This window comes from Mesorhizobium sp. P2_F8 (genome assembly GCF_056403655.1).
The window spans coordinates 512,198-526,067 of sequence record NZ_JBFUFB010000003.1 but is presented as its reverse complement, the minus strand read 5'-3'; the positions used below and the strand labels follow the sequence as shown (position 1 = coordinate 526,067).

At 65.1% G+C, this 13,870-nt stretch carries 3 protein-coding genes; 1 reads left to right on the top strand and 2 read right to left on the bottom strand.

Going from position 1 to position 13,870, the window contains the following annotated elements:
* Nucleotides 1-27 precede the first annotated feature (27 nt).
* Both AC1DZP_RS09870 and AC1DZP_RS09865 read right to left on the bottom strand, forming a co-directional pair.
* Nucleotides 28-6,081 carry a translocation/assembly module TamB domain-containing protein gene (locus AC1DZP_RS09870; RefSeq protein ID WP_477301919.1) on the bottom strand — a complete coding sequence of 2,018 codons (6,054 nt, stop codon included), beginning with the start codon at nucleotides 6,079-6,081 and terminating at the stop codon, nucleotides 28-30.
* Nucleotides 6,082-6,084: 3 nt separating this feature from the next.
* Nucleotides 6,085-8,013, bottom strand: a complete 1,929-nt coding sequence (locus AC1DZP_RS09865) for an autotransporter assembly complex protein TamA (protein WP_477301917.1) — start codon at nucleotides 8,011-8,013, stop codon at nucleotides 6,085-6,087.
* A gap of 272 nt (nucleotides 8,014-8,285) precedes the next feature.
* Between AC1DZP_RS09865 and AC1DZP_RS09860 the strand changes: the two genes are divergently transcribed.
* Complete coding sequence (locus AC1DZP_RS09860; RefSeq protein WP_477301916.1) at nucleotides 8,286-13,766, top strand: alpha-2-macroglobulin family protein; 5,481 nt, start codon at nucleotides 8,286-8,288, stop codon at nucleotides 13,764-13,766.
* Nucleotides 13,767-13,870 lie beyond the last annotated feature (104 nt).

The window sequence follows — 13,870 nt, the reverse complement described above, 5'->3', positions numbered from 1 at the left end:
TCATGGGGCCAAAAGCCCCGTCGAATATCAGTATTCTTTCTCGTAGAAGATGCCGCCCTTGGCCTCGCCGGCATCATTGGCCTCGCCGCGCAGTTTGACGCCGCGCCCGACATTGAGGTCGATGGTCGCCTTGCCGGAACCGGGCTTGTCGCCTTTCTGGATCGTCACGTACGTGCGGTCGTTCAGATACTTGCCCGCCGAAACCGCCGTGCCGCCCTGGTCGTCGGTGGTGACGTCGAGATCGTCGACGCCGATCGCACTGCGCAGGTTTTCAAGCAGCGACGTCGAGCCGCCGACCCCGGCCAGTTGCCCGGCCGCTTCGGCGAGCTGGGCGATCTGCAGCGGCGACAGGTTGGACATCGAGCGCCCGAAGATCAGCTGCGCCAGCACCTCATCCTCGGGCAGCGCCGGCACCGAGGAGAAGGTGAATTTCGGATTGGTCGCCTCACCCGACACCACGATGGTGACGGTGGTGGAGGTCGTCGTCGTTGTCGCCGTCAAATTAAGGTAAGGCACCAGCGAGCCGGAGAAGCCGACCGTGCCTTCGGTGAAGGTCAGCCGCTTGCCGAGAATCGACAGCCGCCCGCGCTGCAGGGTGAAGGTGCCGACCGCTTGCGGCGACGAAGCCGGGCCGGTCAGCCGGAGCGAGCCGCCGAGTTCGGCATCGACGCCCCTGCCCTGGATGAAGATCTGGTTCGGCGCGTTGACCGTGACATCGAGGACGAGGCCGCTGCCGCCGCCACCGCCACTGGTCGTCGGCGGGCGCAGCGCCTTGTCCTGCGCCCGCACGGCACCCGGCGCATTCTTGTGCTTGACGTCGAGTGCCGCAAGCGAACCTGGCAGCCTGTCTGGAACCGTGATCACCGTCTTGGCGAGATTGATGGTGCCGGCAATCACCGGTGCGGAGGTCAGCGGCCCCTTGATCGTCAGGTCGCCGCCGAGATTGGCGGTCACCACCCGGCCGTCCGTATAACGGCCGTCGACCAGCTTGATCGACAGATCGGCCGGAAACCCTTGCGCCGGGTTGATGCCGACCGTGCCGCTGGCCGACAGGCTGCCGCGCGTCGACAGCGTGCCGGTCAGCCGGTTGATCCTTGCGACGCCGCCGGCGATCGATACGTCGGCGGCGATATCGTTGACCGCAAGGCCCGAGCGCGCGTCGACCAGCCGCGCGCCGGAGGTGCTGACCGAGCCGCCGATGACAGGCGATGTCGCCGGACCGCGAACCTGCACATTGACATTTGCCGTTCCAGACAGGGACAGCCCCTGCGCGGCAAGCTTCTGGCTGAGCAGGCCGAACGGCACGGCGCCATTGAAATCGAGCACCAGCGCCGGCGTGCCTGCCGTCGTCACGGTGCCGCCGCCCTTGAGGCCAAGGCCGGCTCCATCACTGACATTGGCGTTGAAGGTCAGCTTGTTGGCGGCGAAGGTGCCGGACGAAGAAACACTCACCGCACCGACACCCGCACCCCGGGTCTGCGACGTCTGCACGCCGGTCGCATCGATGTTGAAGGCAACAGCGGGGCTCGCCGGCGCACCCGTCACCTTGGCTGTGCCCGAGATCGAACCGGCGGCATCGAGGCCCGGCGAGAAACTGTTGGCAAGTGACATCGGCACTCGCGCCAGCGTCGCGTTGATGTCGAGCGCCGTGCCGACCTTGCCGGTCACCGTCGCCGTGCCGCCGCCCAGGTTGAGCACCAGCCGGTCCAGCGTCGTCGTGCCATTGGCAATGCTGACGGTCGAGGCCTGGGCTATGGCCGCCTTGATGCCCTTGACCGTGGCCTGGCCGGAAGCAAGCTCGATGGTGGTCGTGCCGTTGGCCACTTTCACCCGGCCAGCGGCCTGCGCCGGGATGCCTTTTACGGTGGCGCCACCGGAAAAGCCGGTCCAGTCGCCATCGCGCTTCAAATCCACATTTATGCCGCTGATCACGGTGCCGCCTGATGTGACGGTGTCGGCGCGGATCTTTCCGGAAATCACCGGAGCAGCGAGATAATTGGCGATGAGCGCATCGACGGAAACGGCCTTTGCCTGCAGATCGCCGCGCGAGATCGACGCCGTCGCCGCCTTGATCGCGACTTGCGGCGCGGTGCCATTCTTGGAAAAGGCGATGGTGCCACGCACGTCGCCTTCCGCCTTTTCCAGCGCAAGTGCCGCCAGTGGGCCGATATCGGGCAGGTCGAGCGCGATGGTGCCGACCGGCACGAACTTCTCGTCCAGCGCCAGATCGCCGGAGATCCTGTTCTTGCCGAGCGACAGCAGCAGGCCGTTGATGGCGCTTTTGCCATCCGCCGTCGCCAGCACCGCACTGCCTTGCAGCGCCTGGCCGGCCACATTGCCGGTGAGCTGCACATTCGCCGCTGGGTTGGCGGCATCGGCCTTGCCGGTGGCGGTGAGCTTCAGCCCGGTGATCTCGCGCGCGGCCACCAAAAGCCGATCGCTGTCGACCGTTAGCGACAGATCGGGCGCGGTCGCGGGGCCCTGTGCGTTCAAGGCGAAGCCGATGGCGCCCTTGGCGTCTTTCGAGAGCAGCGAGATGTCGCTTAGCGCGCCCTTGATGTCGGCGGCGACCTTGTTGTCGGCAAGGCTTGCCTGCCCCTCGGCAGTCAGTGCACCGGAGGCCAGCTTCAATCCGTCGACATTGACATTGCCCGACGCATCGCGCTTCAGCGCAGCACTCAGTTCCGCGCGTTCGGCAAGCACGCCGCGCACCGCCGCCGGTAGCGCCGCGGAGGCGGCGTCGGCTTTCAAATTGAGCTCGATGGCGCCGTCGGCCAGCGATACCCGGCCGCTAAAGCCGCTGTTCAGCGCATCGCTCGTCACCGAGCCGCTGTCGATGGTGATGGCATCCTTGGCGAGGCTGCCGGCAACCTTGGCCGTGACCTTGCCGGCGATCAGTGGCGCGATGGTTGGGTTGTCGAGGCCAATCTGGTCGGCCGACACTGTACCGGAGATCGGTCCCGTCCGGGCCTTCAGATCGAAAGCATCGGAATGCAGGGCGACAGCGACGCCCTCGACCTTGGTCAGCTTGGTGGCGACCGACGGCAGCGCCGCCGAAATATCGAGCCGCGGCTGCGTGCCCTGCCCCGCTGCCCTTGCCGACAGCGTCTGCAGTTCGAGCCTGATAGGGCTTTCCGCGCTGCCCAGCGTCAGCGGCAGGCTGGTTCCGGCCGAGGCGAGATCGAGGGCAAAATCGCTGGCGCCGTTCGGGTTGAGGGTGCCCGCCGCCTTGCCGGAAATCTTGTCGCCTGTGAGCGTCGCATGATCGAGCACGACGCCGCCGGCCATGGTGTAGCTGCCGGCTGCATCGACGGCGAGCGGCCCGAGCCCGGCCTGCCGGGTCTGGCTGGTTTCGACGCCGGCCAGTTGTGCGTCGAACCGAACCTCGGGCGCAGATGGCGACCCGGTCACTTCAGCGGTTCCGCCGAGCGTGCCCACGGCATCGAGACCGGGCGAAAAATCATTGGCGAGCGCTGCCGGCAGTGCCGAAAATTGCGCCGCGAGATCGAGAGCCTGGCCGGCGGTGCCGGATAGCGTCACCGAGCCGCCACCGACATCGAGCGCCAGTTTTTCGATGCTGGTTGTGCCATTGGCAATGCTCAACGTCGATGGCTGCGCGATAGCGGCCTTGATGCCGCGAACCGTGGCTTCACCCGAAGCGATCTCAATGCTGGTCGTCCCGTCCGCGATCTTGACCCGGCCGGCAGCGGTCGCCGGAATGCCCGATATGGTGGCACCACCGGTAAAATTGGTCCAGTCGCCATCGCGCTTCAGGTCGACGCCGATGCCGCCGATTTCCGTGGTTCCCGAGGTGACGCTGTCGGCCTTGATTGAACCGGCGATCGCCGGCGCCTTGAGATAATTGGCAATCAGCGCATTGACGGTGATTGCCTTGGCCGTCACTTCGCCGCGCGCGATCGCCGTGCTCTTGGCGTCGATAGCCACCGAGGGCGCGTCGCCATCCCTGGCGAAGCGGATGGTGCCGTCGATGTCGCCCGTCACCGCCTGGCCGGCGAGCGCGGCCAATTGGTCGATAGCAGGCGCGGCGAGCGTCAGCGTGCCCAAGGGCATGAATTTGTCATCCAGCGCGAGGTCGCCCGAGACCTTGTTGTCGCCAAGCGAAACCAGGAACCCATTGATCGAACGCTTGCCTTCGCTGGTCACCAGCGCCGCCTTGATGTCCAGCGGCTGGTCGTTGACGGAACCGGTCAGCGAGACATTGGCGGAGGGGCTGGCAATGTCGGCCTTGCCGCTTGCCGTCAGCTTTATGCCCTTCACCGTGCGGCCCGAGGCCGTCAGGCTGTCGCTGTCGGCGGAGACCGTGAAATCCGGCGCCGTCCTGGCGCCGCTTGCCGACAGTGCAAAATCGACGCCGCCGGCCACCGGCACGCCAACCATTGGCGACAGCACCGAAACGTCGCCCAGCTTGCCCTTGATATCGGCCTGGATGTCGGCGCCTTGCGCGCTGGCGGTGCCGCTGGCGCTGAGCGTGCCGGAGGTGAGTGAGATCGAGTTGGCGGCAAAGGATCCCTGCGGATCGCGCGTCGCCGCGGCCGAGAATTTCACCCGGGCGCCGAGCACCGAGGCGATCTGCGGCGGCAAGGCCGTCGCCACCGCATCGGCATTCATCTTGAGCTGCATCGACAGGTCGGCAAGCGCCACCGTGGCGGTCAGCGAGGCGTTGACCGCGTCGGAGCGCAGCGTGCCTTCGTCGATGGCAATGGCGTCCTTGCTGACCGACCCGGCCAGATCGACATTGACCTTGCCGGTGACCAGCGGCGCCAGTGTCGCCACGTCGGTTTTGAGGCCGCCCGCCGCCAGCCTGACGGTGACCGGCCCGGCGCGATTCTGGATATCGAAGCCGTCCGAATGGATCTGCGCCGCCAGATCGTCCAGCCGCGTGCCGCCGGCGACGATCGAAACGAAGGAGGCGCCGATGTCGATGATCGGCGTCTTGCCGTCGCCGAACGCGCGCGCGGTGGCGTTGTTGATCGCCAGCATGATTGGCTGCGCCTTGTTGCCAACGCTGATCACCACAGGCGGGCCCTTGGCGGCGAGTTCGACCGCGAGATCGCTGGCACCGGCAGGATCGACGATGCCGGATGCGGTGCCGTGCACCGCATCGCTGTCGATGCTGGCGCGGTCGACACTGACACCGCCGGCCGATGTGGCGGTGCCGGCGACATCGAAGCTGGTCTTGCCGGCAAACAGCGGCTTCAAATTCTCCGGCAGGAAGCGCGCGAAATCACCGTCGCCCTTGGCCTCGATGTGATTGCCCTTGTCGGTCAGTTGGTGGCGCCCGGTGAGCTGGGTGACGATCTGGCCGTCGACAACGAAGGTCCCGATGCCGCTCCAGTTGGCCAGCGGGCCCGTCCCCGAGACAATGATGTCGACCGGCGGCGTATCAGGCAGATTGAGCAGGTTGGCGATGATGCCGCCCGCCGGCTCCGATGCCTTCAGATCGAGGTCGAGCTTGTTGTCGGCTGGCGCGAAATGGACTTTGGCGTCGACATTGCCTTGCTTGCCGTCATGGCGGGTGACGTTGAGCGTCGTCTCGACCGCCAGCGGCGCGGCGTCGACCTTGAGCATGCCCTTGGCGGCAAGTTCGGCGATGCCGCTGCCGGCCAGATCCTGGCCGAGCGCGATTTCGGGAAGGTCGATCTGCTTGATGTCAAGCGAGACCGGCAGCGTCGTCGTGCCGCCACTCTGCGCCGGCTGCGTGCTGGCCACCGGCAACCGGGCCAGTTCGATGCGTCCGGCGGCGATGCGGTCGGCGCTGAAGCTTTTCGACAGCAGCGCCAGGGGCGACCAGTCGACGGCGACCTTGCGCGCCACCAGCCAGGCGCCTTCACGGTCTTCCAGCACGACATGGTCGACGCTGAGCGCGCCCGACCAGATGCCGTCGATACCGCTGACGGTGATCTTGCGGTCATCGCTCGAGGCCAGCCGCGAAATGATGCCGGCAAGATTGTCGCGTCCGCGCTCGGTCTTGGTCAGCACCACCAGCGCGCCGATCGCCCCGGCGACAGCGATGAGCAGCGTGTAGAGGACAATGCGAAGGATGCGCCTGAATATCTTCATCGCTCAGAACGCCTGTCCGATGCCGGCATAGATGCCGAAATGCGGATCGTCTGGATCTCGATTGAGCGGTATGGCCGCGTCGATGCGCAGCGGCCCGAATGGCGTGACATAGCGCAAGCCGACACCGGCGCCGACTTTGACATCGGAGAAATTGGGCACCGATTTGGTCGACACCGTGCCAGCATCGACGAACGGCACGATACCTATCGTGTCGGTGATGGCGATGCGCATTTCGACCGAGGTCTCGAAGAAAGACAGACCACCGATCGGCTGGCCGGTGAAATCCTTGGGGCCGATGCCTTGATAGGCATAGCCGCGCACCGAACCACCGCCGCCGGAATAGAAGCGCCGGTCGGCTGGTACATTTTCGAGGCTGGTGCCAACTATCGAGCCGACGGCCACACGCTCGGCCAGCACGAACTTCGAAGCCGAATCCAGCGACTGATAGGCTGAACCCTCGCCCTTGAGCTTGAGGAAGGCCGCACCGTTCAGAATGTCGTAGCTCGGCTCGGCATAGGCCAGCACCCGGAAGCCGCCAGTGGGGTTCAGCCGGTTGTCGCGGTTATCGTAGACATACTGCAGCGGAATGCTGGCGATCAGATATTTGTGCTTGCCGAAAGCATCGTGGATTCGCGAATAGTCGAGCGACACTTCCGCCGAAACCGTCTGCTTCTTGGTGAGTTCGTAGGACAGGCCGGTGCTGCCTTTCACGGAGAAATGGTCATAGGCGTCCGGATGCTCGAGCACGGTCTTGAACCTGGCGAAGAACTTCGAGGCGGGCCCGATTACGCCCGGTTTTTCGAACATGATGCCAGCATTGTAGTTGAGCTCGCTGAGGTCGTTGCTGCCGATACCGCTGATGGCCCCTTCGATGCGCAGMTTTTCGGCCCGGCCAAACAGGTTGCGGTGGCCCCAATAGCCCTCCAGGCCGAGGCCATCGGTGTTGGAGAAGGTGCCGCCGACACCGAAATAGCGTGGCTTGCGCTCGCTGACCTGGACGCCGATCGGAATGTTGCCGTCGGCATCGAGCTTGTCGGCTTCCTTGAACGTCACGCTGTTGAACACCTCGAGCGCCAGCAACCGGTCGCGCGCATCGCTGATCTCGTCGGGTGAATATTGCCGGCCGCGCTTGAGGCCGGTCATGTATTCGGTGAAGTCGCGATCGACCTTCTCGGTGCCTTCCACCGTGGTGTCACCATAGCCGGCGACCGGCCCGGCGGCGACCGTCAGCGTCACGTCGAGCGTCGAGGTGGCATGGTCGGCGACGATCTGGCGTTCGGTCACCTTGGCCAGCGGCCTGCCCTCCTGCTTCAGCGCCCGAACGATCAGCGCCTCGGCCTTGAGCACGGCGCCGGACCCGGCGTCACCGCCGGCGATCAGGCCATAATCAGCGCTCATCAGCCCCGCCGCGTCACCCTCCAACCGGATATCGCCGAGAGTGAATTTCGGCCCGCTGGCGATATCGATGACCACAGGTACCGGCTGCGGGCCCTTGAATTCGGCATCTGGCGGCAAATCGTCGAGCGGCTTGCCGTCGATGGTGATGGTGACGACGCCTTCATAGCGGGCATCGGCATAGAGCGCCGCGACCAGCTGCTCACGGTCGCTACGCGCCTTGGCCATCAGCCCGAGCGAGCCGGAAACCGGGTGTTCCTCGTCACTGTTTAGGGCCGAGGCATTTTCGAGCTTCTTGACGAGATCCTTGTCGGCATCTGGCGCGGAAATGGTGACGGCATAGCGCAGGGGGTCGACGATGTCGGCGTCCTCGTCTTTCGACGATCCCCACAGCTTGATGCCGAAAAGCTCGAAAGCAGCAGCATTTCCGGCCTCGGCGACAAGCGCGGTTGAGCAGATCATGGCCAAAAGCAGGGCGCGCGAAAGCACACGCCCTGGCGCGGTACCTCCTGACATCTGCTCTTCATGCGCCGGCATTAAGACAACCTAGAATGAAAACCTAAAATTGGAATGAAGTTCTGAAGCGCTCGTAAAGGGGCCACAATCCAATTGTCTGAAATAGGACGGGCTTGGAATTCACACCTTCTGCGTCGCCGCAAGAAAGCGTGATCCCCTGTCCTATGGAGCTACTACCGGCGATCGGCCGGAAAGGAAACCGTTGGCAGGCGGAACCCTGCCGCGTCCTTGTGTTGACAAGCATGACTGATGCTTGATCATGCCTGGACGTTAGCAGTGTCTGGGAGGGTGTAATGGCAATGCGCGCGGCTCGTGGTCTGTCGATCCTGATTCTTCTCTTTTTTGCCTGGAATGGTGTCGCGCAGGCGGCTGAAGCCCGGCGAATCGCGACATCGGACAATTCCGATTATTTCGGCTTTGATCTCAGGTCCGACCAGAATGTCACGCTCGACCAGTGCAAGACGACATGTCTGGGTGATCCGGTCTGCCGCGCCTTCACCTACAACACCAAGGCCAAATGGTGTTTCCTCAAATCCGACTACAATCAGCTGAAGCCGTTCAACGGTGCGGTCGCCGGCAAGGTCGTCAACATCGATGGCGACCCCGACATCGGCGCGCCGCCGGAACTTGCCTTCTTCCCCAACTGGATGGCCGATCAGGCCCAGCAATACCGCAACAAGCTGTTGGGTCCGGCCTATGTCAAGCCGACGGAAGGGCTGACGGCGCTGACGAATGCCGCCGAACAGTCCATGCTTACCGGCGATCACCGCTCCGCCATGCTGAGATATGAAGGTGCCGTGTCCGTCATGCCCGATGATGGCCAGCTCTGGCTCGCCCTGGCGCGCGCAACGCTGGCCGTGCAGCCTGCCGCCAACACGTCCGAGGCTTCCACTTTGCCGGCAAACGGCACCTCGGCCGCCTTCAACGCCTACAAGCTCTCGCGCACCACCAAGACGCGCGCCGAAGTGCTGGCGCTGCTCGGCAACGGCCTCGACAAGCGCGATCTCTACCGCCCAGCCCTGCAGGCCTATGAGGCCAGCCTTGCGCTGGTCCCCTCGCCGGCGGTCCAGGCCGACTATGCCGATCTGAAGGCCCGCAAGGGTTTCCGCGTCATCGACCACACGGTCGATGCCGACACCAGCGCGCCGCGCATCTGTGCACAATTCTCCGAGGATCTGGTCAAGACCGGCGTCGACTACGCCCAGTTCGTCACCGTCGACAACGCGCCTCCCAAGGGCGTCGAGGCCAAGGACAAGCAGATCTGCGTCGAAGGTCTGGAGCACGGCCAGCATTACGAGGTCACCTTCCGCGCCGGCCTGCCGGCCGCCATCGGCGAGGTAACGGCCGCCCCCGTGGTGCTGTCGATCTATGTGCAGGATCGGGCACCATCGGCCCGCTTCACCGGCGACAGCTTCGTGCTGCCGGCCGGCGCGCGCCGCGGCATTCCGGTCGTCACCGTCAACATGAACGCGGCCGAGATGAAGCTCTACCGTATCGGCGACCGTTCGCTGGCGCAGCTTCTTTCGGGCTATCAGTTCCTCCACCAGCTCGACAGCTATGATATCTCCAACATTTCCGAGCAGATGGGCGAGCCGGTCTGGCACGGCCAGCTCGACATCGCCAATGATCTGAACAAGGAGGTCACCACCTCCTTCCCGGTCGACGAGGCGCTGCCGCAACGCAAGCCCGGCGTCTATGTGCTGACCGCCCAAGCCGTCAACGACAAGAGCGACGACTACAATTCGATGGCCACGCAATGGTTCGTCGTCTCCGACATCGGCCTGTCGACCTATACCGGCCAGGACGGGCTCAATGTCTTTGCCCGTTCGCTGGGCAGCGCCAAGCCGGTCTCGGGCGCCGAACTGACGCTAGTTGCCCGCAACAACGAGGTTCTCGGCACCGCGACCACGGATGCCGACGGCCACGCCGTCTTCAACCCCGGTCTGACGCGAGGCGACGGCGGCATGGTGCCGGCCGTGCTGATGGGCAAGCAGGGCGACAATGATTTCGTCTTCCTCGACATGGGCCGGGCAGGCTTCGACCTGTCCGACCGTGGCGTCACCGGACGCGCGGCGCCCGGCGCGCTCGATGTCTATGCCTGGACCGAGCGCGGCATCTACCGCGCTGGCGAGGATGTTCATGTCGCGGCCCTTGCCCGCGACGGCGCTGCCAAGGCGGTCGAGAACCTGCCGCTGACCTTCATCTTCTCGCGCCCCGACGGCGTCGAGGACCGCCGCATCGTCAGCGACGGCGCATCGGCCGGCGGCCACGCCGTCGACCTGCCGCTCGAGCCCAACGCCATGCGCGGCACCTGGTCGGTGTCGATCTACACCGATCCCAAGCAGCCGGCCGTCGCCAGCCAGATGTTCCTGGTCGAGGATTTCGTACCGGATCGCATCGAATTCGACATGAAGGCCGACAAGCAGGAGATCGCACAGGGCGAAACCGCCAACATCAACATTGACGGCCGCTTCCTGTACGGCGCGCCGGCAGCAGGCCTGGCGCTGGAAGGCGAGTTGACGCTGTCGACGTCCCGCGATTGGGACCGTTTCCAGGGCTTCTCCTTCGGCCTCGCCGATGAGCAGTCGGCCGAACCCACGGTCACCCCTCTCACCGATCTGCCGGTGGTTGGCGATGACGGCAAGGCGACCTTCCCGGTCTCCGTCGAGCAACTGCCCTCGACCACCAAGCTGGTCGACGCCAAGGTGACGGTCCGGATGCGCGAAACCGGCGGACGCGCCATCGAGCGTTCGCTCAACATCGGTATCCGCCCGCAAGGCCATATGATCGGGATCCGTCCGGATTTCGCCGACAATGAAGTGCCGCAGGGCGGCACGGCGAAGTTCAGCCTGATCGCCGTCGATCCGGACGGCAAGCGTGAGGCGCTGAAAGGCGCCCAATGGACGCTGGTCAAGGTCGAACGCAATTACCAGTGGTACCGCTCCAACAACTCGTGGAACTACGAGCCGGTCACTTTCACAAAGTCAATCGCCAACGGCCAGGTCGACCTCAGCGCCGACGGCGACGCTACGGTCTCCGTGCCGGTCGACTGGGGCCAGTACCGCCTCGAGGTCGAGACATCGGATCCCGAGGGACCGGCGACCAGCTACGAGTTCGACGCCGGCTGGTACGTCTCCTCGACCACCACCGAAACGCCTGACGGCCTGGAGATCGCCCTCGACAAGGACACCTATGCCGCTGGCGAAGTGGCCAAGCTCAAGGTCTCGCCGCATTTTGCCGGCGAACTCCTGATCAACATCGGCTCGGACAAGCTGTTGAAGACCGTCACGGCAACCGTGCCGGCCGGCGGCAGCACAGTCGACATCCCGGTCGGTGACGACTGGGGCGCCGGCGCCTATGTCACGGCAACCCTGTTCCGGCCTGGCGACGCGCAGGAATCGCGCATGCCGGCCCGCGCCATCGGCGTGAAGTGGCTGAAGGTCGATCCGGGCTCGAAGAAGCTCGCCGTCACCCTCACGCCGCCGGACAAGACCATGCCGCGCCAGCAGCTGTCGATCCCGGTCGCGGTGGCCGGCGTACAGCCGGGCAGCAACGCCTATGTCATGGTTGCCGCCGTCGATGTCGGCATCCTCAACCTGACCAACTACAAAGCGCCGGATCCGGAAAACTGGTTCTTCGGCCAGCGCATGCTGGGCATGGAAATCCGCGACCTCTACGGTCGCCTGATCGACGGCTCGCTGGGCAACACCGGCAAGCTCAGGACCGGCGGCGACGGCGCCAACATGCAGACGCAAGGCAGCCCGCCGACCGAAAAGCTGGTCGCCTTCTTCTCTGGTCCGGTTCAGCTCGACGCCGACGGCAAGGCTCGGATCGACTTCGACATCCCGCAGTTCAACGGCACCGTGCGCGTCATGGCTGTCGCCTGGACCAAGGAAGCGGTCGGCCATGCCCAGTCCGACGTCATCGTGCGTGATCCGGTGGTCATCACCGCCGGCCTGCCGCGCTTCCTGGCGCCTGGCGACGCCGCAGCCATGCGCCTCGATGTCGCCGACACCGATGGCCCGGCCGGTGACTATGCGCTGTCGATAAACACGACCGGCGACCTGTCGACCGGCGACAAACCTCTGCCTGAGAAGCTGACGCTGGCCAAGGGCAAGCGGCAGACACTGACCGTGCCGCTGATCGCACAGACGGCGGGCAATGCCTCGATCACCATCAAGCTTGCCCATGCCGACGGCACCGCTGTCGAACAGACGCTGTACGTGCCAGTGCGTCCGGCGCAATTGCCGATCACCACCCGCCTGGTCGTCGACCTCAAGGGCAATGGCGGCGCTTTGCGCGTCGACAAGGAGCTCCTGGCGGCAAGCCTGCTCGACGGCGCTTCCGTCAGCGTCGGCGTTTCGCAGGCCGCAGCCTTCGACGTGCCGTCGCTTTTGATGACGCTCGACCGCTACCCCTATGGTTGCGCTGAGCAGACCACCAGCCGCGCCATGCCGCTTCTCTACGTCAATGAATTGGCGTCCGGCATCGGCATGGCCAGTGACCCTGACCTGCACGGCCGCATCCAGGATGCCATCTACAAGGTTCTGAGCTACCAGGCCTCTGCCGGCAGCTTCGGCCTGTGGGGTCCGGGCTCCGGCGACCTCTGGCTCGACGCCTATGTCACCGACTTCCTGACCAGGGCGCGCGAGCAGAAATACGACGTGCCGAGCCTGGCCATGAACCAGGCGCTGAGCAACCTGCAGAACTCGCTCGGCTACGACCAGAGCGTACAGGACCGTGGCAGCGAGATCGCCTACGCCCTCTACGTCCTGGCCCGCAACAAGAAGGCTTCGATCGGCGACCTGCGCTACTATGCCGACACCCAGCTCGAGGCTTTCTCGAGCCCGATGGCGGTTGCCCAGTTGGCGGCGAGCCTGGCGCTCTACGGCGACACGCCGCGCGCTGAAGCGACGTTCAAGACTGCGCTCCAGCTCGCCAAGGCGACAACCGACTATGACTACTACCGCTCCGACTATGGCTCGCCGCTGCGTGACGGCGCGGCGATGCTGGCGCTGGCGGCGGAATCGAAGCCGGTGCCGACGATCGTACCGGAGCTTATCAAGCTGGTGACGAAAGAACGCGCCGAAGCCGATTGGACCACCACCCAGGACGAATCCTGGATGCTGCTGGCGGCCCGCGCATTGAAGGAAGGCAATGATTCGATCACGCTGACCGTCAATGGCGCGCCGCATTCAGGCGGTTATTCCAACCAGATCAACGGCAGCGACCTGGTCGACAGCCCGCTCGCCATCGCCAACACCGGCAAGACCCCGCTGCAGGCCGTCGTCACCACCGTGGCGTCGCCGATCCAGCCGCTGCCGGCCAGCGGCGACGGCTTCACCATCGGCCGAACCTACTACAAGCTCGATGGCACCGAAGCCAACGTCACCGAGGCGACGCAGAACGAACGTTATGTCGTTGTGCTCAAGATCTACGAGCAGAACCGCTGGCCTTCGCGCCTCCTGATCACCGACTTGTTGCCGGCAGGCTTCGAGATCGACAATCCGGGCCTGGTCTCCAGTGCGCAATTGTCGAACTTCTCCTGGCTCGCCCAGACCGACGCGGCCCATCTCGAATTCCGCGACGACCGTTTCGTCGCGGCGTTCAACCCCAATGACGGCGATGGCGACCGCAACATCACGCTGGCCTATGTCGTGCGCGCGGTGACGCCGGGCACCTACGCCCATCCGGCGGCGACGGTGGAGGATATGTACCGGCCGCAATATTCGGCCCGCACCGCCACCGGCATGATGGAGGTCAAGGCGCCGTAAGGCGCCGATGGTGGCGATCATGAACAGAACGATGGCGCCAGCGACATCCCCCCTCTCCCCGTCACCATACGGGGAGAAGGTGCCGGCAGGCGGATGAGGGGCAG

What these genes read in the sequence shown, in the direction of transcription:
- AC1DZP_RS09870 (WP_477301919.1), bottom strand. Translation starts at nt 6,081, where the DNA reads ATGAAGATATTCAGGCGCATCCTTCGCATTGTCCTCTACACGCTGCTC.
- AC1DZP_RS09860 (WP_477301916.1), top strand. Translation starts at nt 8,286, where the DNA reads ATGGCAATGCGCGCGGCTCGTGGTCTGTCGATCCTGATTCTTCTCTTT.